Raw genomic sequence first — 20,355 nt, 5'->3', positions numbered from 1 at the left:
TCACCTGGCGGACCATGCCGCACTGCACGAGGGCATCGAGGCAGTTGTAAACCGTCGCCATCGAGATTTCCGGCATCTTCGCCTTGGCGCGCATGAAGACCATGTCGGCAGTGGGGTGGTCCATTTTTTCCAGCAACACGCCGTGCACCCGTTGGCGTTGCGGCGTAAGCCGAAGGCCGCTGTGGGCGAGTCGTTCATTGAGTTCAGCGCCGGCAGGGACAGGTTTGTGGTTCGTCGCCATGCGAGGACCCTGACGGTGGAGGGGGCGGGCTGTCAAGATTTAGAATTATTCTAAATCCATTAAACCCGGCGAAAGCTTGCCCGCGGCTGGTGAGCCGCCATCATGGCGGCGTGAAGCTCTACTTCCTCCGGCACGCTGATGCCCTGCCGGGCAGCGACGATGCCCGCCGGCCGCTCTCGCCGCACGGTTGCGAGCAGGCGGAGGAACTGGGCAAGTTTCTGGCGAAGGCGGGGATCTTGTTCGATGCGGCCTACACGAGCCCGCTCGTTCGGGCGCGCGAGACGGCCCGGTTGCTGCTCGACGCGATGGACTCCGCCTCGCGAGTCCGCGCGGAGTCCGTGGATGCGCTTCGGAACGAGACGTCCCCAAACGAATTCGAAGTCTGGCTGGCGACGTTGCCCGACGCGAAGCGTGTGCTGCTCGTCGGACACGAACCCACGTTGTCGGAGCGCGTCCGTGCGATGCTGGGGGTGTCGCGGCCGTCGGCGTTTGAGTTCTCGAAGGGCGCGGTCGCGTGCGTGGACTTGATCGACCGCCGCACCGGTTGTCTCAAGCTCCTGATCACGCCGAAAGCGCTGGGACTTTGAACGACGATTCATGGACGACACGCTGCGAACGACGGTGAGAGAGATGGGCGTGGAGAAGTTCCACCGCCACATCTTCCTTTGCGCGGACCAGACGAACCCGAAGTGCTGTGAGAAGGAAGCGGGAATCGCGTCGTGGGATTTTCTCAAACGCCGGCTCAAGGAGCTCGGGCTGGTCGGCTCGCAGGCGCTTGTGTATCGCACGAAGGCCAACTGCCTCCAGGTGTGCGCGCGCGGGCCGGTGGCCGTGGTGTATCCCGAGGGCACGTGGTATCACTCGTGCACGCCGGAAGCGCTCGAGCGGATCATCCAGGAGCATCTCATCGGCGGGCGGCCGGTTGAGGAGTTCATCTTCGCGAAGAATCCGCTGCGCGCGGGCGGACATTGACGCGCGACCCGGGCCGGCTCATTTCCGCCGGCCGAGTCCGAGCGCTTCGCGGCAGTAGCGGATGCTGCGTTCGAGTTCAGATTTCTGCTGCCGCTGCTCGGTCCGGACTCTCGTCGCGCCCCCGTCCGGGCGAAACGGTTTGCGAGGCTTTCCGCCACGAAGCAGTCCCATGAAACGGGCGAACTCGCGCGGGCGGGCGTCCTCGTAGGCTCCCCAAAAGTCGTCGCGCAAGAATGGAATCGGGATCGGCCGCCCGGAGATTGTTTCGAGGATGACCGGCACTTCGGGACAGAGCGTGGCGAAGCGGGCGAAGAACGGATTCCAATCCACCGCGCCGTCGCCCATCGCGGTCCATTGAAGCATGGCGCCTTCAGTCGTTTCCCAAAGTGCGGAGTCGCGAATGCCTGTCGTCAGCGCGTGCGGCGCGAGGTTTTCGAGGACCGTGGCCGGGTGTTCGAGCGCCCACGTTGCGTTGCCGGTGTCGAGCGTGGCGCCGACGAAGTCCGTGCCGGCCCCCTCGATGAGCGCGACGAGTTCGTGCGATTGCATGTCGCCGGCGTGGTTTTCAACGGCGACCTTGATGCCGCGATCGATCGCGAACGTGCGGACGCCACGAAGGACTTTGACGGTCTCGGCGATGCGCGCACGGATGCCGCCGCGGCGGCGGCGATCGTCCACCTTGCCGAGCACGCAGCGCGCGACAGGCGAGCCGACGAGACTTGCGACGCGGATTGTTTCGCGCAGTTGCGAGCAAGCGGTGCCGCGGCGCGGGTCGAACAGCACCGACGACGGGCAGATGCTGAGCATGCCGGCGTGCAATTCGAGGCCGAGGTCGCGCGCGCGGCGGCCGAGGTCGCGGAGCGATGCGTCGTCGCGGCGATCAAAGACTTCGAGGTCGGAGAGCAGCAGTGCATCGAGCCCAAGCCCGGCCGCGTGATCGACGAGTTGGGGAGCCTTCCAGCCGAAGGCGCGCAGGGCATAATTGTCGAAGCCGAGCTTGAGGTTCATGTGGATGGGAGGAATGGAAGGGGATTTGGCGAGGTGGTGGAAGGAGATTTGCAAGTGGGTTGTGTTGCTGGCGAGCGCGCGTGCCGCTAGGGTCTTGCTCGTGAAACAGGGGAACGACACGCCGCACCGGTGGTTGCGCACGGGCGACGAGGCTGTTGCGGCGATGCTCGGCGCCATCCGCGCGGCGCGCGAGTCGGTGCGCTTGGAGACTTACATCTTCGCGGCGTCGCCGGTCGGGGAGCGTTTTCTTGCGGCGCTGGTGGAGGCGCGCAAGCGCGGCGCGCGCGTGCAGGTGCTGGTGGACGCGCTGGGTTCGTCGGACTTGGAGAGGCGTTTCTGGGAACCGCTCACGGATGCGGGGGGGGAGTTCCGGTGGTTCAACCCGGTGCAGATGTTCCGGGTGACGATTCGCAATCATCGCAAGTCGCTCGTGTGCGACGAGCGCGTGGCGATCATCGGCGGCTTCAACATCGCGCCTGAATACGAGGGCGACGGCGTGGAGCGCGGCTGGTGTGATCACGGGATGGAGCTGCGCGGGCCGCTCGCGCGCGAGCTGGCGGCGGCGTTCGACGAGTCGTTCGTGCGCGCGGAGTTTCGGCAGCAGCTTTTCGCGCGACTGCGCAAGACCGAGGTGAAGCGGTGCGTGTCCACGCCGGACGGCGATCTGCTCCTCACGGGGCCGGGGCGCGGGCGCAATCCGATCCGGAGGCTGATGGGGCAGGACATCCGGCGCGCGCGCGACGTGCGGATCGCGTCGGCCTACTTCTCGCCGACATGGGTGCTTCGGCACGAGCTGGCAGGGGTGGTGAAGCGCGGCGGGCGCGTGCAGTTGCTGATGGCGGGAAAGTCGGACGTGCCGATCTCGCAGCTCGCCTGTCGCGGGCTGTATCAGGGCCTGCTCGGCGCGGGCGTGGAAATCTACGAGTATCAGCCGCAAATCCTGCACGCGAAGTTGTTCATCGTGGACGACTCGGCTTACGTGGGCTCGGCGAACCTCGACGCGCGCAGTTTGAACATCAACTACGAGTTCCTCGTGCGCGTGCGCGACCCCGGCGTAGCGGACGGCGCGCGCGCGATCTTTGCGGAAGACCTCAAGCATGCTCAGCGCATCGACCCGGCGACGTGGCGGCGATCGCGTTCGGTCTGGGAAAAGTTGAAGGAGCGGTTCGCCCACTTCGTCGTCGCGCGCCTCGATCCGCGCATCGCGCGGATGCAGATGCGCGACTTGCGGTGATCCGAGGGCCGCGCGTTGACGGTGGGCGCGGCGGGAAGTAGCTTCGCCGCGCATGATGGCTGGAAAAACAACGCCGGCGGGGAATGCGCCATCGTTTCGCGTCGGCGACGAGCGCCTGATCAAGCTCACGGCCGGCGCCGCGAAGAAGGTGAGTTCACTCCTCACAAAGCAGGGCCGCGCCGACGGCGTGTTGCGGGTGGCGGTGGTCGGCGGCGGTTGTTCGGGGCTGCAATACAAAATGGATTTGCAGGACCGTCCGCAGAACCGCGACATCCTCGTGGAGACCGCGGGCGTGCGCGTGGTGGTGGACCCGAAAAGCGCGTTGTATGTGACCGGCAGCGAACTGGATTACGTGGAGGCGCTGCAGGACGGCGGATTCAAGGTGAAGAACCCGAACGCGGCGACGTCGTGCTCGTGTGGCGAGAGCTTCAGCGCGTGACCGCGCTTGCGCCGGCGTCGACTCCGATTGGGAAGCGAGCATGACTGATTACTTCGCCCTCCTCGGTGAGCCGCGCCGCCCGTGGCTGGAAGTGAACGCGTTGAAGTTGAAGTTCCAGTCGATGGGCGCGGCGAATCATCCCGACCGGTTTCACGAAGCCGGGGAAATGGAGCGCCGCGCGGCCGAGGCGCGGTTCGCCGGGTTGAATTCCGCGATGCGCTGCCTGTCCGACACGAAGGAGCGGCTTCAACACTTGCTGGCGTTGGAGGGCAGGGTGACCGGGAGTTGCATTCAGTCGGTTCCGCCTGAATTGGGCGGGGTGTTTGTCGAGGTGGGCGAAGCGCTTCGACATTCCGAGGTCGTGCTGCGCGAGAAGTCCGCGGCGAGTTCACCGTTGCTCAAGGTGCAGTCCATGCAGCGCGCCCTCGATTGCACCGAACACCTCCGGGCACTCCAAACGAAAGTCGCGAGTCTGCGCGATGCAGCCGAGGCCGGACTCGCCGCGCTCAATCCAGCGTGGGACGAGGCACCGCGTGGATTGCCGGACGAACGCAACAAGTCGCAGGCGCTTGACGCGGTGGAGCGAATTCATCGCGTGTTGAGTTTCGCGGGCCGATGGTCTGCCCAGCTTCAAGGGCGGATGGTGGAATTGACCTTGTGAACGCAGGAACCAGCGGCGGAATGTCAGCCGGGTTTTTCCGAAGCATCGCAGCGACGGCGGGAATCCTCCTGGCGGGAGCTTCGTGCTCGGCGCCGGGCGGTCCGGCGTCGGAATCCTGGACTGGCGCGCTCGCATCGATGCCGCTCGCGGCGGCGGTGGACGAACTCAACCGAACGAACGTGGCCGAGGTTCTGCTCGGGTCCCTCCGGTCGAATTCAACCGTGAAGGCGCTGGTGCTGATGCCCGGCGCGACGGACGAGTTCTACTTCTTCCGTGAGGCGCGTGCGGTGCTGACGAATGCTTCGCCGACGCTGCTGGACGCGGTGATCGCGTTGACAAACCAGACGCGCATCCGGGCGCAGTTTCGCCCGCCGGCGCTGCTGCTTCATACGGCCGAAGACCCGACTGAACCGCTCATCACTATCAGGGACGCTGCGATGGCGCGGCAGTTTCGGGGGCGACGATTTCGGGCGCGGTTCTTGTTCAATGACCACGACTGGAACCATGTGCAGCCGATCCTCCAACGTGAACTCGGTGCCCTCCCGGGCGGTCTGATCGAATTCCTGCCGCCTCCCAACACCATGGACTCGTGGCACTTCTTTCGCCACGCCGTGGCGGGCTGGAACCTGACGGGTTGGGAGACGCTCGAAGTTCTCTCACTGGCAAACAAGACCGTGATGACAATTGAGAAGCGCAGAGTTCTCTTCGAGGGTGATGTCCGGGAAGCGAGCCAGCCGGAACCGCGCCCCGGGCGGGACTGACCAGTCGCAATGATCGAGTTCCCACTGGCAAGGGCCTTGCTGAGAAAGGCGCATGTCTCAGAAGCAACAGTCCAGTCGCTCCGCGGCGCGGCATGTTACTTCACCTCCCGCACTCGCCTTCATGGCGAGGGCAGAAAGTCCTACCCACAACCACCCAAGGCGGACTACGCCATTCCTGGCCTAACCTCCGCTCGACGAGACACCCCCGGTGGCCGTGACCCGGCCACCGGTTTCTCGTCTTGTTACAACCCCTCATTGTCCCTCGGCTTGCTTGACGTATTGCTCGACCTTCGCGTCGAGCACCTTGTCGCCGGGCGAGCCGACCCATTTCTCACGGATGACTCCCTTGTGGTCGATGAGGTAGAGCGTCGGCCAGCCTTCGACGGCCCACGCGTCCGAGATGTCACGGCGCCCGCGCGCGGAATCGACGAAGGACGGCCAGTTCAGGTTGTTCTTTTTCACCGCATCCTGCCCTTTGGTGCCGCTGTCGCTGTTGACGCCTACAATCGTGAACGGACGGTTCTTCATGCGTTCCATGAGCGACCGCTCATGCGCATACATCGCGCGGCAGGGCGGTCACCAGTCACCCCAGAAATCCAGCAGCACGACCTTGCCTTTGAAACTCGAGAGCGTGAGATCCTTGCCGTTGAGGTCTTTGGCCGAGATCTCGGGCGCGGGCTTGCCGATGGCCGGCTTGTCCTGGGCGAAGGCACCACGCGTCCAGCCGAGCGTGAGCGCGGCGACGAGCGGCAGCGTGGCGGTGAAGCGGCGCAGGGAGACTAGTGAAGCATTCATGTGTTGGAGGTGTTGGGTTCGCGGGCGGTTCTTCCTAGGACAGGATGGTGTGACTGTTCGTTCAACACACGGGACATCGGTTAGTTGCGGGGTCCGGCGGCGAAGTAACCCGACACGTCACGCGCGGCCTGAGGCGCGACCCGCTCGGCGGGCGATTTGCCCTCTGTCAGTTCAAACGCGAGCCCGAGCGGGGTCCGTCCGGGTCGGGCCGGTCCGGTGTAGGTTCCTCGCCCCCAATGGTCGCCCACGGCCACGAGGTCAAATCGCGTGAAGGCCTTGCGTTCGCGGTCAAACTCCAGCCAGCCGGACACGCGTGCATCGAAGCCGCGCTGAGCCTTTGCGAAGTCGGCGTCGGTCGTGAGCAGCACGGCGCCCTCGACGCGGAATGTGATTCGCGTCGGTCCAACCTCCTCCATGATGAGCGAGAGTTGATTCAATCGCACTTCCTCCGCGCTCCAGAAGTTCGGCTCGCCGCGCGTGTGATCCACGAGGTGGAACCGCGCAATGCGCGCCGCGAGGCCCACGGGCACCGGCACCTTGCCCCCGGCACGGGGCGAGGCGGGCACGAGTGATTTCCATTCCGCCTCGGTGATCCAAAGATGATCGCGCGACGCCTCGTCGCCGCGGCCGGTTTCACACGCGGCGTCCTTGAATCCACCGTCCGCGCCGCGGTCCAGGAGCCGCGCGGAGACGCGCACGATCAGCCCGTTCTCGGGCGGCATCCGCGTGAAGCGCGCGTCCACCGGGCCGTGGTCGCCGATCTGCACGGTGCCGGGCTTGCGCTCGGATTCGGGGAGGGACTTCCATGTGCGATGCGCATCCGTGATGACCTCGCGCATCACGTCGGGATTCTGGCCGGCGTTTCGATACGCGAGCAGTTTGCCCGCGGCGGTCAGCGCGTAGATGCCCTGCCTTGTCGAGCCGCCCGCACCCTTGCGCGGGCCCTGCTCGGCGACGCCGAGGAAGAACCGGCCCTCGGCATCCTGTCGACGGCGCTGATACCAGTCGTCCGCGGCGACCGCGATGAAGTCCTCGCGCGCCATGCGAAGGATCTCCGTGTCCGAAAAGGCGAGCGCACGGCCCGCCACGCCGTTGTTTCAAGTGCACCCGAGCGGATGGCCGTCCATTTCCCACAGCAGGATGGGCTTGCCCTCGCGCGCGGCTTTCTGCCGGGCTTCCCAGAGACTGGTGAGCCACGGGATTTGCTCCCACTTCTGCTCCGCGACGCGGGGCTTGATGAGCGCGTGGAGTTCCGCGAATTGCGCGCGGGCCGAGGCGTCGGCTGCGTTCGCATCCGTGGAGGAGGCGTGCAAGGCGAGCGCAAGGAAAACTGCCGGGCTTGCGCAGAGCAGTCGGGAACTCATGCGGCATGTGTAGGCGCAAGCTGCGCCGGTGGCAATACGAAACCGGCGCGGGCGCATCCAGTCGCGCATCCGGCCGTCGCGGAGGTGCGCCCGTGTTGCACGTTGCATCCCGCGTGCGTTCGTGCAACAGTCGGCGCGTCATCCCGATGAACCCGACGGTCGCCACCGCACCGCAGCCTCCTTTGACCGAGAGCCAGAAGGCCGCGCTGCTCACGCTGCTTGCGGATGACGACCCGAACATCCACCAGATCATCCGCGCCAAGATTCTCTCGCACGGCCCCGCGATGCGCGACTGGATGCGCCCGCACCGGTTGAGCAGCGACGCGGTGCTGCGGCGGCGCGCGGCGGAGATCGTGGAACACTTCGATCGCGAATCGGCGGACAACGAGTTCGTCGCCTTTTGCCTCACGCGCGGCGAGGATCTCGACGCGGAACTCGGGGCGTGGCTGCTCGCGCAGACGCAATACCCGGCCATCAACACCACCGCGTATCAGGCGCTGCTCGACAGCTACGCGGGCGACTTGAAGGTGCGCATCGACTTCGGAGCGCCCGCGGACCAGATGCTCACGACGATCAACCAGTATCTCTTTGCGCACCTCGGCTTCAGCGGGAACGAGCAGAACTACTTCGACCCGGAGAACAGCTACCTCAACTGCGTGCTGGACCGGCGGCGGGGCAACCCGATCAGCCTCTGCCTCGTTTACATCGCCATCGCGCGCCGCCTGCGCCTGCCCGTCGCGGGCGTCGGGTTGCCGGGACATTTCCTCTGCCGCTTCCAAAGCACGCGCGGCGATCTCTACATCGACCCGTTTCATCGCGGACGGTTGCTCACGCGCGCGGACTGCATCAAGCTCCTCATCAACACAGGGCACGAGTTCTACGAGGGCTATCTGTCGGCCGTGAGCCCGCGGAAAATCCTCCTGCGGATGTGTTCGAACCTCCACCACATCTACACGCGTCTCGAGCACTCGGAGGAATCCAACCGCCTTCACCGTTACATCACGGCGCTGGCGAAGTGACGGGGCGGCCCGGTTCAGCCGCGCTTGGCGCCTGCCGGCCGTTGTGGAAATTCTGTCACCAGCGAGTCTTTCACCCAACCCGATCGACGCGAAGCATCGAGCACCTGCAGCCAGTCTTCCTTGCGGCCGATCACCCGCACCTCCGTGCCGTCGCGCAGCGTGAATGACGTCTTCGATTCCTCGACCGGACCGTAGCGCACATTGACCTCGGGCCGCGTGACCACCGCCGTGGGCGAGCCAAGCCGGATGTGCAGCGAGGCCGCGAGGCACGCTCCAACCGCGACCAGCGCGACCGCCGCCCCGCACGCGAACGGCCGGAGCGACCCCTGCGCCCGCGGACGCCATTGGGCGGCGGCGAGCGGCAGCAGGAAAAGCCACAGGCAGACCGCGGCGAGCGCGGTCCATTCATCGACCGAGAGAGTCGTGAGCGCCCGGTGCCACAGGGCGGGCGCGTCGGCGACTCCGCCGGCGGCGCGGTTGCGGGCGAATTGCAGGTTCGCGCGCACGTCCGGGTCGCGCGGCGCAAGCAGTTCCGCCTCGCGATAGGCGACGATGGCCGGTCCCAGCCTGCCCGAGCGGAACCGCGCGTTGCCCAGGTTGAAGTGCAGCGCGGCGGAATGCTGCCCGGACGCGAGGAGCCGCTCGTATCCGGCCGCCGCCTCGGCAAACCGGCCCTGCTCGAACAGCTTGTTCGCCGCCTCAAAGTCCGCCGTGGGTCCGGGCACTGCGGCGGCGGACCACTGAACCCAAAGCACCGCAGCCGCAATCAACGGCGCAATACCCGGCGCCTCCCTTCCGCGCTTCATCGCCTGTCCTCCACCTTGCGGAGTAGATCGAAGACGGATTCCACCTTCGGCACGAGCACCGCGAGGCTCGCGCCGTCCTGCCCCCCCGAGAACCGCGCGCGGTCGCACGACTCGAACAACTCACGCACCACGGCGAGCGTGGCGTCATCCACACCCGCGGGCCGCAGGCGTTCCTCGATCACCGATTGCGTGATGGCCGACGCGGGCAGGTCGAGGCGCTCGCCGAGTTGCTCCTGCAGGAGCCGGAAGACGGTCGCGTGAAACTCCGCGGGCTTGTTCGCGCCGGCGTGCGCTCGAAGTTCATCGAGGCCTGCCGCGAGCACGCGCGCGACTTCGCGCTGCCGGCGCAAACGCGGGTTGTTCGCCAGCCTCTCCTCGCGACGACGCCACACGAGCAAGCCGAGCCACGCGGAGAGCGGCAGGGATTGCAACGCGAGAAACCACGGCTTCGTCAAGAGCAGCGACTGTGCGGACGCGGCCGCGCCGAGGTGCGGCTTGATGTGGACGATGTCCACCGCGGCTGCGGGGCCGGGGTCGCCGGACTTCCCCGGAAGCACCACGGTGGGCTGCTGCGCGCCGCCCGCGCCGGCCTTGACGGTGACGGGAATGGCGGCGCGGTTGATGGTCCGGTAGGCCTTCTGTTCGGGATCGAAGAAACTCAGCGCCACGGGCGGCAGTTCGCGGATGCCGGTGTTCTGCGGCATCACGACCTGCTCGAGGTTCTTCACTCCCATCACGGAAAGCGGGTCGGACATGTCCACCTTTACCGCCGGCGGGTAAGTCTTGAAGTCGCGCCACTCGCCGAGTGACGGCACGGGCACCTGATCGAGCGCGCCCCGGCCGGTGATCCGGATTCTCACGGTGATGGGATCGCCGACCTGCACGTTTGTCGGGCCGGCGGCGTAAGTGAAGTCGAACTGGCCCACTGCGCCGCTGAAGTCCGCGGGTCGTCCCGCCTCGGGCAGCGGCAGCACGTTGATTTCCACGGCCTCGCTCTGCGGCGAATATTGCTGGAGCCGGAAGCCGAAGAAGTCCTGCGCCCGCAACTGCACCATGAGCTGGCACTCGGCGGGGCCGAGCGGGAGCTTGCCGGTCTTGACGGGCGTGACGAGCGTGCGGAATCGCACGAGGTTGTAGAGCGCGCCGTTCATCGGCACGGCGGATTGCTCGCCGACCATCTTGCCGACGGTGAAGCCCTCGCAGCGGAGGTTCGGGAGCTGGATGTCGCGGCCCGCCGCGTAATAAAGCTGCACCTCGATGGGGAAGATTTCGCCGAGGTAACATTCCTTGCGCGACGGCACGAGCCTCACGAACGCAAGCTTGTCCATCTCCGACGAGACGGCTGTGCGCTCGCCGCGCGGGAGAACCTTGATCGGCATCGCTGGCGTGTTCTGTTTGCCCGACTCCAGCTCGATCGGGAACGACGGGATGACATGATCACCCGGCTGCCGGCCTTGCACGTGGAAGCTGAGCGTGATGGAGGACGAGGTGACTCCGTTCACCATCGAAATCTGCCGGGACTGTCCCGCAAAGGTGATCGCGAGCCCCGGCACCTCCGGCAGTTTGGGCACGGACCGCGGCGCGTTGCCGGGGAACGTCAGCGTGAGCGTCGCCGTCTCGCCGAGCGCGATCGTGTTGCGGTCAAGCCCCGCCGTGATCGCGAAGGCCCGCCCGACAAGGAACGCGATGAGCGCAAGCGCCACCCACTCGCGCGACCATCGCGCCGGCTCCCGCTTCCGAAGTTGGTCATCGGCCTTTGGCAATTGGAACTCTCCTTCCTTACCAATCCTTGAAGAACCGCGGACGCGCCTTCCCCTTCGCGCCGGGCGGGAGGAAGATCAACGCGCGCTCCTCGCCCTTCTGGGAATCGAGAAGCTGCTGCGCCTGCTGCGGAGTCATCTGGCCTTCGCGCGGCTTGGCCTGCGCGGGACTCGCCCCGCCGTCGGTGTCGCCGGGTTGCTCCTGCTTCTTGGAATCGCCTTCCTTCCCGTCCTTCGGCTGCTGCTGCGGCGGGTCCTGCTTGGGTTCGCCGGGTTGCTTCTGTTCCTGGTCCTGTTTGCCGGGCTGCTTCTGGTCGTCGCCTTTCTTCGGCTGATCCTGCTTGCCGTCCTTGGGCGGCTCCTGCTGCGGACCGGGTTTGTCGGGCTGTTTCTGTGAGTCGTCCTTTTTCTGTTCCTTGTCCTCGGGCTTGGATTTGGAGTCCTTTTGCTGTTCCTGTTGTTGCTTGAATTGCTCGAGCTTTTTCTTCACGAAGTCGCGGTTGAACTCGGCGTCCTTGTCCTTCGGGTTCATCGTGACCGCCTGCTCGAAGAGTTTCACGGAGGTTTCCCACGCCTCGATCTTCTTGTTCTGATCGAGCGGTTCGCCCGCGCGGTAAAACGTGTTGCCGAGGTTGTAGTAGCCGTTTTGCTGGAGCTGCGGGTCGGTGGAGCCGATGGAGGCGAGGAACTGGTTCGCCGCCTCGCCGAACTTTTGGGCCTGATACGCTGCCGCACCCGCATTGAAGGGCAGGCGCGCGTCCGCGGGTTTCTTCTCGCGCAGCCGCTGGTATTCCTTGAGCGCCGACTCGTAGCGGCCGGCCTCGTAGTCGCGCAAGGCGCTGGCCGTCGAGGCGGACGCGCCGTGCGGCCAGAAGCCCGCGAGCGCGAGCAGAACCACCGCGACCGTCGAACCGGCCCCCGTCGCGACGGCATCGGGTCGCACCGCATCGTCGCGCGTTGCGTTGCGCCGGGTGGTGGGTCGGTCGGGCAGGAACATTTCGATCAGCAGCAAAACAATCCCGAGCGCGAGCGGCCAGTAAAAACGCTCGTGATGCCGGCGCAGGAGCTTCGCCTCGAGGTCGGACTTGGGCAAGGGCGCGAGTCCCTTCTCGTAAAGCGTCTCGATGGTGTTCACGCCGCGGAGGTTCAGGTAGAAGCCCTGCGCCTCGCCGGCGACCTGCTGAAGCAGCGTCTCGTTGAGGCGGCTCTTGACGACGTTGCCGCTGTCGTCGCGCAGGAAGCCCGCCCTGCCCTTGTCGTCCGGCACGCGCAGCAGCTCGCCGTCTGGCGAGCCGATGCCGATGGTGAAGATGCGCAGCCCCTTCTCGTTCGCCTTTTTCGCGGCCTCGATCGCGCCGCCGTCGTGATCCTCTCCGTCGGTGAAGAGCACGAGGATCTTGTGGTTGTCGCTGTCGTCCTTGTAGGCCGTGAGCGCGGTCTGGATCGCCTCGGTGAGCGCGGTGCCGCCCTGCGGGATGATGGTCACACTGAGCGCGTCCACGCACTGCCGGAAGGCCGAGTCATCGAGCGTGAGCGGGCATTGGAGAAACGAGGAGCCGGCGAACGCAACCAGCGCGAGCCGGTCGTTCTTCGCGACCTTCATCAAGTCGAGCGCGGCGAGCTTCGCGCGGGCGAGGCGGTTGGGGCGGACGTCCTCCGCGAGCATCGAGTGCGACGTGTCGATCGCGACGACGATGTCCAGCCCGCGGTGCTTGACCTCCTCCCACGTGAAGCCCCACATCGGCCGGGCGAGCGCGAGCACGAGGCTGGCAACGGCCGCGACGAGCAGCGCGAGTTTGGCGAGCTGGCGCGCGTGCGAGACGCCGACCGTGAGGAAGTCGAGCAGCCGCGCGTGGACGAACATCGCCACGAGCCGCTGCTTGGTGCGCCAGGACCACCACAAGAAGAGCCCGAGCGCGGGCACAAGCAGCAGCAACCAAAGCAGATGGGGCGCGGCGAAGATCACGGCAGTTTCCTCCAGATGGTGTGGGCCAGCGCGAGTTCGAGCAGGAGCAGCGCGAGGCCGGTGCCGACGGGCCATTGCAGCAGCTCGCGGTAGCGCTGGTAGCGCTTCACCTCGACGGTCGTTTTCTCAAGCCGGTCGATTTCCGAATACACCTCCGACAGCGCGTTGAGGCTCGTCGCGCGGTAATACCGGCCGCCGGTCTTCTTCGAGATTTCCTTCAGCGTGTCCTCGTCGATGTCCACCGGAAGCTGCAGAAACTGCCGCCGCCCAAACGGGTCCGTGCGCGGCCACGGGGCGGTGCCGTGCGTGCCGATGCCGACGGTGTAAACCTTGACGCCCATCGTCTCGGCGACCTCGGCGGCGGTGAGCGGCGGAACCTTGCCGCTGTTGTTCTGGCCGTCGGTGAGGAGGATCACGATCTTGCTCTTGGACTTGAGCTCGCTGAGGCGGTTGAGCGCGGCGGTCAAGCCCGCGCCGATGGCGGTGCCTTCCTCGATGCCGCCGAATCCGAGCCGGTCGAGGTTCGCCAGCAGGAACTCGTGATCGAGCGTCAACGGCGCCGCGACGTAGGCGCGTCCCGCGAACGCGATCAGTCCAATCCGGTCGCCGGGCCGCATCTCGACAAACCGGCGCATCGTGGCCTTCGCGACGTAAAGGCGGTTGGTCTGCCGGCCGGCCTCGTCCTTGAAGTCCTCCGCCTCCATGCTGCGCGAAAGGTCAATGCAGCACACGATGTCGATGCCGCTGGCGCTGACCTTGGCCTCGCCCTCGCCGAGCCGCGGGCGCGCGAGCGCGATCACAAGCAACGCGAGCGCAAGCCACCGCAACCGTCTCAGCACGCGGCCCGCGCGCGAGTGGGTTGGCGCGGTGAGTCCCTGGACGAGCTCGACGGATGAAAAGAGAAAGGCCGCCGTGGGACCGGGGCGGCCCTTGAGCCACGCGAGCAACGGCAGCGCGAGCAGCAGCAACAGCAGCCAGGGATGGGCGAAGGAAAACGTCACGGCGTGGCGGGTTGCGGTTGGCGGGGCTCCGGTGCGGACTGAGGCGCGGTTTCATCCACCAGCCGGAGCGCGGCGGCGTGGAGGTCTTCGAGTTCGGGCCGCGCGGGTTCGTATCTCGCGAATTTCACCAGGTCGCAGCGGGACAGGAAATCTCCGAGGCTCAACTTCTGGCCGTCGGTGAGCCGGTCGGTGGCGCGGAGCTCGGCGAGGAATTCCTCGGTCGTGCGTTCCGGCGCGCGGAAGTCGAACCGCTCCTCGAGATACACGCGCGTGACCTCCGACACGGCGATGCAAAACAGCCGCGGGTCGCCCAGGAGCGCAAGCGCGTCGGCAAGCTTCGCCCGGGCGCGGACGTGCGGCGGCACGACCGGAAGGGGCGGCGCATGGAGCAGGCGCGGGACGAGCTTCCGCAACGCCTGGACGAGCAACGCCAGCGCGGCGAGCGCTGCCAGCGTCCAGCCGAGCCATGCCCATTCCCCCGGCACGTTGACGGGCGGGCGGATGCCGCGGATGTCCTCCGCGGCATTGGTGGTCGCGACGGCATTCGCAGGCGCGGGCCGGATGACAGCGGTGTTGGTGTCGGCCACGGAAGCGCTGGGAGTTTCGGGTTTCAGGTTTCGAGATCGCGCCGCGACCGGCGATCACACGCCGCGTCAAGGACGACGAGACTCTGGACTTTGAACTTGGAACTTTGAACTCAGAACTCTGGCCGTGAGACACCTCCGGGGCGGCCGTGTTCACTCAACCGCGCCGTCGGCGCCGCTCGCGGGTTTCGAAAAACCGGCCGAGCGCCGCCCCGTAAGGCTCGTCGGTGCGGAGCTGGATGGCGTCGATGCGGAGCGCGTTGAAGAGACGGCGCAACTCGACCTGCGCAAGCGCCTGCCGCTCGGCAAAGAGCTGGCGCTGACGCGCGTTGCCCGTGTTCACCTCGACCACCTCGCCGGTCTCGGCGTCCTTGAGCACGAGGCGGCCAAGCGCCGGCAGCTCCACTTCGTAACGGTCGGTGATCTGCACCGCCACGACATCGTGCCGCCGGTGCGACTGCCGGAGCGCGACCTGCGACGCGGCCGAGAGCGGCTCCGGCGGCGCGTCGATGCGCGGCGGTTTCGCCGCCTTGCCGAAACGCTGCGGCGACCGCGGTGGCTCGATGAAGTCGGACACGACGATCGCGATGGCCCGGTGGGAGCTGACACGCTGGAGGAAGTCGAGCGCGGCCTTGAGATCGGTGCCGCTGCGGCGCGGCTTGTGAAAGAGAATCTCGCGGATGACCCGCAGCACGTGGCGCCGGCCCTTGCGGGGCGGGATGAACTTCTCGATTTCCTCGGTGAAGAGGATGAGGCCGACCTTGTCGTTGTTGCGGATGGCGGAGAACGCGAGCACGGAGGCGATCTCGGCGGCGAGCTCGCGCTTGCTCTGTCCCGCGGAACCGAAGAGCCCGGAGCCGGAGAGGTCCACAAGAAGCATCACCGTCAGCTCGCGTTCCTCGACGAACTTCTTGATGAACGGGTGGTTCATGCGGGCGGTGACGTTCCAGTCAATGAACCGCACCTCGTCGCCGGGCTGATATTCGCGCACCTCGTCGAAGTTCATGCCCTGCCCCTTGAAGACGCTGTGATACTGGCCCGCGAGCGTCTCGGACACGAGCCGGTTCGTGCGGATCTCGATCTGGCGGATTTTCTTGAGCAGCTCGCGCGGGATCATCGGCCTTCAACCTGTTGACCATTGAATCGACGCTTTGCCACCGCTGAGTTTCCCGCCCTTAACAAACCCCTTCGTCTTGCCGCATTTCGGGCAAGCCCGTTCGCCTCCATTGACCCTTCCATAGGCGCTGACAATGAAAACTGTGTCACAAAGACGGCAACGGATAGCAATATTGTTGCCTTCCCAATCGAGGTCATCGCCGAGTTGATTAGGGTTTAGTTCGAGTGTGTTCATGTTGTTTCATGTTGTAGACTAACTCACGGCACCGGCAGTTCATCCAAAATCTTCTGCACGACGGTTTCGCTCATCTTGTCCTCGGCTGTCTTGAGCCGGTTAAAAGGGCACGGGCTGGCCATAGAGTCGTTCGTAGAGTCGTCGCTTCTGTTCCAGTGGCGTCAAATCGGTGGGCAGCGATGCCAGCACGACCGCGCGCGCCGCGTCGAACATCCGCACCCCCATCACGAAACGCTCCGATCCGGAGCGCGCCATCAATCGTTGGCGAACCAGATCGGCGATTTCTGGAGCCGTGTCCGTCATGGTGCAATCTCGTGCCACAGGCTAGTCGCGCCCAGTTCCTCCGTCCACTGCTCGATGTATGCGCGGTCGAAACCGGTGGAAACCAAGTTCTTCACGTCACGCAACTGAAGCTCGGAGTGCGAGTCCTTCGCCCAAAACAGTTTCGAGAGGATCAAGTCCTCCTTGCTGACGATCCACGTCTCGAAGTCCTCGATTTTGATCCGCTGGCGGCGGTTGAACTCCGCCAACCGATACGCGCTCTGCTTGCGCACGATGAAGTCCACTTTGATGACACTCTCGTTGTGGATGAGGTTGAAGAGGGATTCCCGCGCGATGGAGCTGTCCACCGCCTCGCGCGAGACGTAGTAGTCCGGGCTGAACACCTGCACCACCAGCGCCGCGTCCGCCGGGCGAAGCTCGACCACCACGTCAATATCCCGCGTCATGCGTGGCTGGGCGTAGTAGTTCATCGCCATCGAACCGGTGAGCATGTAGCCGATGCCCGCTCCCTCCAACCGGGCGGAGACGTCACGGACGATGTCGAGTTCGTTTTGCATGCCTCATCGGTCCGTTGCTTTCACGCTCACGGCACCGGAAGCTCATCCAGAATCTTCTGCACGACGTGCTCGCTGGTCTTGTCCTCGGCCTCGGCCTCGTAGGTGATGGCGACGCGGTGGCGGAGCACGTCCATGGCGATGCTCTTCACGTCTTGCGGCGTCACGTAGCCGCGCCCGTGCAGGAAGGCGTGGGCCTTGGCCGTGAGGGTCAGGGCGATGGTCGCGCGGGGCGAGGCGCCAAGCTGGATGAAGTCTTTCACGTTGATCTTGTATCTGCCGGGGTCGCGCGTGGCACACACGAGGTCCACGATGTAGTCCTTCACCTTGTCGTCCACGTAGAGTTCGTTGAGGACGGCGCGGGCGGCGAGGATGGATTTCGCGTCCACAACGGCGCTGGCCACGGGTTGTCCGCTGGTGCGGGCCATGAGGTCGAGGATCTGGCGCTCCTCGTCGCGGGCCGGGTAGCCGATCTTGAGCTTCAACATGAAGCGGTCCACCTGCGCCTCGGGCAGCGGATAGGTGCCTTCCTGCTCGATGGGATTCTGCGTGGCGAGCACGAGGAAGGGTTCCTCGAGCTTGAACGTGGTGTCGCCGATGGTGACCTGCTTTTCCTGCATGGCCTCGAGGAGCGCGCTCTGCACCTTGGCGGGGGCCCGGTTGATTTCGTCGGCGAGGATGAGGTTGGCGAAGATCGGCCCCTTGCGCGTGGTGAAGCCGCCGGACTGCGGGTTGTAAATCTGCGTGCCGATGACGTCCGCGGGGAGCATGTCGGGTGTGAACTGCAGGCGCGCGAACTTGACGCTGAGCGAAGCGGCGAGCGACTTGACGGAGAGCGTCTTGGCAAGGCCGGGCACGCCCTCGAGCAGCACATGGCCGTTGGCGAGCAGACCGATGACGAGCCGCTCGACGAGGTAGCGCTGGCCGACGATGACCTTGTTGATCTCGGTGAAGAGGGGCTGGACGAAGCCGCCGGCCTCGCGCACGGCGTCGTTGATGGCGCCGATGCCGGCGCTGTAGCCCGTGGGCGGGGGCGCGGCGGGCGGGAGGATCGGGGGCGGTGTGCTCATGCGCGTGCGATGTTAACGGCGGATGGACAGCGGGGGAAGCAATTGCGTTCAACGCGGGCGCGCGGGGAAAAAGTTTGAAACCCCCTTGCGCATCCGTGACGATTTCAGGGGTTGGCAACGGCATCCAACAAGTTTCTGCCAGGGTTGGTCGGGCACTTGAGGCGCATGGGGGCGCCCTACCTCGTGCTCGCCATTTCCGTCATTCCCACGGTCCTGACCTACCAGCGTGTGCGCGAGGCGGTGGAGAGCCGCGGGCGCGAGCGCTTCGACGCGGAAGTCGAGGCCATGACCGACGACCTGCGGGAGCGGCTCCGGCTTTGCGAGGCGCAGTTGCGCGCGCTTCGCGCGCTGTTCGCCACGGGCACGCCCGAAGCGGTCGCGTGGCGCAATTACATGGTGGCGATCGACCTGCCGCGCAACCTGCCGGGCATCCGCTCGCTCGGGTATGTCGAACGCGTGCCGGCGGCGGAGAAGGCGGCGCATCTCGAGCGCCAGCGGACGATCGTGCCGGGCTATCGCATCACGCCGGAGGGCGAGCGCGCGGAGTATTTCCCGACGGTGTATCCGAATTTGATCGAGGAACTGCTGCCGCAGGCGTTCGGCGAGGACATGAGCGCTGACCCGGTGTTGCGCGCGGCGATCGAGAAGAGCCGCGACTCGGGCGGAGCCTCGCTCAGCGGCCGAGTCGGTGTCATCGCCGGCACGAGCACAAATCGCGAGGCGGGCTTTGTTGTCTTCATGCCGGTCTACAAGAAGGACGCGCCTGTCGGCACGGTGGAGGAGCGTCGCGCGGCGCTGCAAGGCTCGGTGTTCGGCACGTTCGCGGTGGACAGGCCGCTGCTCGGGGTTTTCGGCCGTCGCGAGGTCCCGACGATCGATGTCGAGGTCTTTGACGGGGCGTTTGCCACGCCGGAGCATTCCATGCACGTCGAGCGTCGTCCGCCCCCGCCCGCGCCGGCTGCGGACGATGGGGCGCTGCGCACCCGTCGCACGATCCAGGCGCTGGACCAGGCGTGGACGCTGCGGTTCACGGCGCTGCCGGCGTTCGAGGCGGCGTCTCAAAGCCGGCTGCCGTTCGTCGTCCTGCTGGCGGGGTTTGGCGTCAACCTGCTGCTGTTCCTCATCACGTGGTCGCAGTCGCACGCGAAGTTCCGCGCGATCCAGCTCTCCGACGACCTTCGCCGACTGCAGGAGCGCGACCGCCTGCTCGAGCGCGCCACGAACGACGCCATCTGGGACTGGAATTTCGAGACCAGCCAGCTCTCGTGGAACGAGGCGGTGCAGCACATGTTCGGCTACGCGCCGCCCACCATCCGGCCCCACATGGACTGGTGGAAGGAGCGCCTGCATCCCGACGACCGCCGCCGCATCCTCAACGGCCGCGACATGGCCATCCAGACCGGCGGCGAATTCTGGGCCGATGAATATCGCTTCCGCAAGGGCGACGGTTCGTTCGCGGACGTGATCGATCGCGGCTACATCATCCACAACAAGCAGGGCGTCCCCGTGCGCATGATCGGCTCGATGGTCGACGTCACCGGCCGCAAGGAAGCCGAGGAGGCGCGCCTGCGTTCCGAGCGCAAACTCGCGCTGCACGTCGAGCAGACGCCGCTGGCGGTCATCGAGTGGAACCTGGATTTCCAAGTCACCGACTGGAACCCGGCGGCGGAGCGCATCTTCGGCTACACCGACCGCGAGGCGATCGGGCGGCACGCGTTCGATCTCGTCGTGCCCGACCAGGCCCGCGCCCCGGTGAAACGCCTCTGGGAGGAACTCCTCTCGCCGCCCGCGAAGGGCGCGTCCGAGGCCGGTGCGCGCGGGACCGGCCGCCGCAGCGTCAACGAGAACATCACCAAGGACGGCCGCCTGATCATCTGCGAATGGTATAACACGCCGCTCATCGACAAGAGCGGGCAGATTGTCGGCGTCGCGTCGCTCGCGCTCGACGTCACCGCCAACAAACGCGTCGAGGCCGCCCTCGCCGCGGAGACCGAGCGCCTCGCCGTCACGCTGCGTTCCATCGCGGAGGCGGTGATGGTCACCGACATCACGGGCCGCGTCATCCTCGTCAACAAGATGGCCGAGCACCTCACGCACGCCAAGCAGGCCGACGTGATGGGGCGTTCCCTCGGCGACGTGTTTCGAATCCTCGCCGTCAAGACACGCCAGCCGGAGGAGAACCCCGTCGCGAAAGTGCTCGAGGCCGGGGGCGTGCTCGAACTGAACAACCGCGTCGCGTTGCTCCAGCAGGACACCGCCGAACTCACCATCGCGTATTCCTGTTCTCCGGTGGTGAACGCGGCCAACAAGATCATCGGCACGGTCCTGGTCTTCCGCGACATCACCACCGAGCAGCGCACGACCGAGGAATTGCTCAAGGCCAGCAAGCTCGAGTCCGTCGGCGTGCTCGCCGGCGGCATCGCGCACGACTTCAACAACATCATGACCGCCGTCATCGGCAACCTCTCGCTGGCCAAGCTCTACTGC

The 20,355-nt window shown here is 66.1% G+C and carries 23 protein-coding genes and 1 pseudogene; 8 read left to right on the top strand and 16 right to left on the bottom strand.

The genetic code is table 11. From position 1 onward, the window contains the following. Positions 1-241 (bottom strand): transcriptional repressor (locus tag FJ386_12270; protein MBM3877479.1); only part of this gene is annotated, 241 nt, incomplete at its 3' end. 29 nt (positions 242-270) lie between these two features. Here FJ386_12270 and sixA point away from each other — a divergent pair. Both sixA and FJ386_12260 read left to right on the top strand, forming a co-directional pair. Then, the gene (sixA, locus tag FJ386_12265) at positions 271-828 is read left to right on the top strand and encodes a phosphohistidine phosphatase SixA (GenBank protein ID MBM3877478.1); all 558 of its coding nucleotides are present in this window, start codon (positions 271-273) and stop codon (positions 826-828) included. Between the two features lie 10 nt (positions 829-838). Beyond that, complete coding sequence (locus FJ386_12260; GenBank protein MBM3877477.1) at positions 839-1,213, top strand: (2Fe-2S) ferredoxin domain-containing protein; 375 nt, start codon at positions 839-841, stop codon at positions 1,211-1,213. An 18-nt stretch (positions 1,214-1,231) separates the two neighbouring features. Here FJ386_12260 and FJ386_12255 read toward each other — a convergent pair whose 3' ends face one another. Then, positions 1,232-2,398 carry a sugar phosphate isomerase/epimerase gene (locus FJ386_12255; protein ID MBM3877476.1) on the bottom strand — a complete coding sequence of 389 codons (1,167 nt, stop codon included), beginning with the start codon at positions 2,396-2,398 and terminating at the stop codon, positions 1,232-1,234. Here FJ386_12255 and FJ386_12250 point away from each other — a divergent pair. The 4 genes from FJ386_12250 to FJ386_12235 all read left to right on the top strand — a co-directional run bounded on the left by FJ386_12250 (position 2,220) and on the right by FJ386_12235 (position 5,316). Continuing rightward, positions 2,220-3,455, top strand: coding sequence for a phosphatidylserine/phosphatidylglycerophosphate/cardiolipin synthase family protein (locus tag FJ386_12250; protein ID MBM3877475.1), 1,236 nt, complete (start codon positions 2,220-2,222; stop codon positions 3,453-3,455). The two genes, FJ386_12255 and FJ386_12250, sit on opposite strands and share 179 nt — an antisense overlap. 52 nt (positions 3,456-3,507) lie before the next feature. Beyond that, on the top strand, positions 3,508-3,894 hold the full coding sequence (locus FJ386_12245; GenBank protein ID MBM3877474.1) for an iron-sulfur cluster assembly accessory protein: 387 nt from the start codon (positions 3,508-3,510) through the stop codon (positions 3,892-3,894). Positions 3,895-3,934: 40 nt separating this feature from the next. After that, a complete protein-coding gene (locus FJ386_12240; protein ID MBM3877473.1) occupies positions 3,935-4,555 on the top strand; it encodes a hypothetical protein in 621 nt (206 codons plus the stop codon). Between the two features lie 137 nt (positions 4,556-4,692). Then, positions 4,693-5,316, top strand: a complete 624-nt coding sequence (locus tag FJ386_12235) for a hypothetical protein (protein MBM3877472.1) — start codon at positions 4,693-4,695, stop codon at positions 5,314-5,316. A 252-nt stretch (positions 5,317-5,568) separates the two neighbouring features. Here the strand turns inward: FJ386_12235 and FJ386_12230 are convergent, their stop codons facing one another. From FJ386_12230 to FJ386_12215, 4 genes and pseudogenes are all read right to left on the bottom strand, one after another. Beyond that, complete coding sequence (locus tag FJ386_12230; GenBank protein MBM3877471.1) at positions 5,569-5,877, bottom strand: TlpA family protein disulfide reductase; 309 nt, start codon at positions 5,875-5,877, stop codon at positions 5,569-5,571. A gap of 18 nt (positions 5,878-5,895) precedes the next feature. Then, positions 5,896-5,970: pseudogene (locus FJ386_12225) on the bottom strand (hypothetical protein). Between the two features lie 221 nt (positions 5,971-6,191). Then, entirely contained in the window at positions 6,192-7,199 is a 1,008-nt protein-coding gene (locus tag FJ386_12220; GenBank protein ID MBM3877470.1) for a hypothetical protein, read from the bottom strand. 9 nt (positions 7,200-7,208) lie between these two features. Further along, positions 7,209-7,475: a hypothetical protein gene (locus tag FJ386_12215; GenBank protein MBM3877469.1), complete on the bottom strand. Its 267-nt coding sequence runs from the start codon at positions 7,473-7,475 to the stop codon at positions 7,209-7,211. 5 nt (positions 7,476-7,480) lie between these two features. On the opposite strand from FJ386_12215, the gene FJ386_12210 reads away from it, so the two are divergent. Continuing rightward, complete coding sequence (locus FJ386_12210) at positions 7,481-8,494, top strand: hypothetical protein (GenBank protein ID MBM3877468.1); 1,014 nt, start codon at positions 7,481-7,483, stop codon at positions 8,492-8,494. A gap of 14 nt (positions 8,495-8,508) precedes the next feature. Here the strand turns inward: FJ386_12210 and FJ386_12205 are convergent, their stop codons facing one another. The 10 genes from FJ386_12205 to FJ386_12160 all read right to left on the bottom strand — a co-directional run bounded on the left by FJ386_12205 (position 8,509) and on the right by FJ386_12160 (position 17,868). Then, positions 8,509-9,300, bottom strand: coding sequence for a tetratricopeptide repeat protein (locus FJ386_12205; GenBank protein MBM3877467.1), 792 nt, complete (start codon positions 9,298-9,300; stop codon positions 8,509-8,511). After that, positions 9,297-11,087 carry a protein BatD gene (locus FJ386_12200; GenBank protein MBM3877466.1) on the bottom strand — a complete coding sequence of 597 codons (1,791 nt, stop codon included), beginning with the start codon at positions 11,085-11,087 and terminating at the stop codon, positions 9,297-9,299. The genes FJ386_12205 and FJ386_12200 overlap by 4 nt, the downstream gene beginning before the upstream one ends. Then, positions 11,080-13,101 carry a VWA domain-containing protein gene (locus tag FJ386_12195; GenBank protein MBM3877465.1) on the bottom strand — a complete coding sequence of 674 codons (2,022 nt, stop codon included), beginning with the start codon at positions 13,099-13,101 and terminating at the stop codon, positions 11,080-11,082. The genes FJ386_12200 and FJ386_12195 overlap by 8 nt, the downstream gene beginning before the upstream one ends. Continuing rightward, positions 13,023-14,027, bottom strand: coding sequence for a VWA domain-containing protein (locus FJ386_12190; protein MBM3877464.1), 1,005 nt, complete (start codon positions 14,025-14,027; stop codon positions 13,023-13,025). The genes FJ386_12195 and FJ386_12190 overlap by 79 nt, the downstream gene beginning before the upstream one ends. After that, complete coding sequence (locus FJ386_12185; GenBank protein ID MBM3877463.1) at positions 14,024-14,614, bottom strand: hypothetical protein; 591 nt, start codon at positions 14,612-14,614, stop codon at positions 14,024-14,026. The genes FJ386_12190 and FJ386_12185 overlap by 4 nt, the downstream gene beginning before the upstream one ends. 154 nt (positions 14,615-14,768) lie before the next feature. Then, the gene (locus FJ386_12180) at positions 14,769-15,728 is read right to left on the bottom strand and encodes a DUF58 domain-containing protein (GenBank protein ID MBM3877462.1); all 960 of its coding nucleotides are present in this window, start codon (positions 15,726-15,728) and stop codon (positions 14,769-14,771) included. 6 nt (positions 15,729-15,734) lie between these two features. Further along, positions 15,735-15,962, bottom strand: a complete 228-nt coding sequence (locus tag FJ386_12175; protein MBM3877461.1) for a hypothetical protein — start codon at positions 15,960-15,962, stop codon at positions 15,735-15,737. A 99-nt stretch (positions 15,963-16,061) separates the two neighbouring features. Then, positions 16,062-16,265 (bottom strand): hypothetical protein, encoded by a 204-nt coding sequence (locus FJ386_12170; GenBank protein MBM3877460.1) that lies wholly within the window; start codon positions 16,263-16,265, stop codon positions 16,062-16,064. After that, entirely contained in the window at positions 16,262-16,801 is a 540-nt protein-coding gene (locus FJ386_12165) for a hypothetical protein (GenBank protein ID MBM3877459.1), read from the bottom strand. The genes FJ386_12170 and FJ386_12165 overlap by 4 nt, the downstream gene beginning before the upstream one ends. A gap of 26 nt (positions 16,802-16,827) precedes the next feature. Further along, positions 16,828-17,868, bottom strand: coding sequence for a MoxR family ATPase (locus FJ386_12160; GenBank protein MBM3877458.1), 1,041 nt, complete (start codon positions 17,866-17,868; stop codon positions 16,828-16,830). 165 nt (positions 17,869-18,033) lie between these two features. Between FJ386_12160 and FJ386_12155 the strand changes: the two genes are divergently transcribed. After that, on the top strand, positions 18,034-20,355 hold a 2,322-nt coding region (locus tag FJ386_12155), incomplete at its 3' end, for a PAS domain S-box protein (protein MBM3877457.1).

It is taken from the genome of Verrucomicrobiota bacterium, assembly GCA_016871675.1.
Taxonomy (GTDB): Bacteria; Verrucomicrobiota; Verrucomicrobiia; order Limisphaerales; family VHCN01; genus VHCN01.
The sequence above is the reverse complement of the archived record's forward strand: the minus strand, read 5'-3'. Positions and strand labels throughout refer to the sequence as shown.

Coding starts and splice junctions, on each gene's coding strand:
- FJ386_12260 (MBM3877477.1), top strand. CDS start 839: ATGGACGACACGCTGCGAACGACGGTGAGAGAGATGGGCGTGGAGAAG.
- FJ386_12250 (MBM3877475.1), top strand. CDS start 2,220: ATGTGGATGGGAGGAATGGAAGGGGATTTGGCGAGGTGGTGGAAGGAG.
- FJ386_12255 (MBM3877476.1), bottom strand. CDS start 2,398: ATGGCGCCGAGCATCGCCGCAACAGCCTCGTCGCCCGTGCGCAACCAC.
- FJ386_12245 (MBM3877474.1), top strand. CDS start 3,508: ATGATGGCTGGAAAAACAACGCCGGCGGGGAATGCGCCATCGTTTCGC.
- FJ386_12240 (MBM3877473.1), top strand. CDS start 3,935: ATGACTGATTACTTCGCCCTCCTCGGTGAGCCGCGCCGCCCGTGGCTG.
- FJ386_12235 (MBM3877472.1), top strand. CDS start 4,693: ATGCCGCTCGCGGCGGCGGTGGACGAACTCAACCGAACGAACGTGGCC.
- FJ386_12230 (MBM3877471.1), bottom strand. CDS start 5,877: ATGTATGCGCATGAGCGGTCGCTCATGGAACGCATGAAGAACCGTCCG.
- FJ386_12215 (MBM3877469.1), bottom strand. CDS start 7,475: ATGAGTTCCCGACTGCTCTGCGCAAGCCCGGCAGTTTTCCTTGCGCTC.
- FJ386_12210 (MBM3877468.1), top strand. CDS start 7,481: ATGTGTAGGCGCAAGCTGCGCCGGTGGCAATACGAAACCGGCGCGGGC.
- FJ386_12205 (MBM3877467.1), bottom strand. CDS start 9,300: ATGAAGCGCGGAAGGGAGGCGCCGGGTATTGCGCCGTTGATTGCGGCT.
- FJ386_12195 (MBM3877465.1), bottom strand. CDS start 13,101: ATGGCCCGTCGGCACCGGCCTCGCGCTGCTCCTGCTCGAACTCGCGCT.
- FJ386_12180 (MBM3877462.1), bottom strand. CDS start 15,728: ATGATCCCGCGCGAGCTGCTCAAGAAAATCCGCCAGATCGAGATCCGC.
- FJ386_12175 (MBM3877461.1), bottom strand. CDS start 15,962: ATGAACACACTCGAACTAAACCCTAATCAACTCGGCGATGACCTCGAT.
- FJ386_12170 (MBM3877460.1), bottom strand. CDS start 16,265: ATGACGGACACGGCTCCAGAAATCGCCGATCTGGTTCGCCAACGATTG.
- FJ386_12165 (MBM3877459.1), bottom strand. CDS start 16,801: ATGCAAAACGAACTCGACATCGTCCGTGACGTCTCCGCCCGGTTGGAG.
- FJ386_12160 (MBM3877458.1), bottom strand. CDS start 17,868: ATGAGCACACCGCCCCCGATCCTCCCGCCCGCCGCGCCCCCGCCCACG.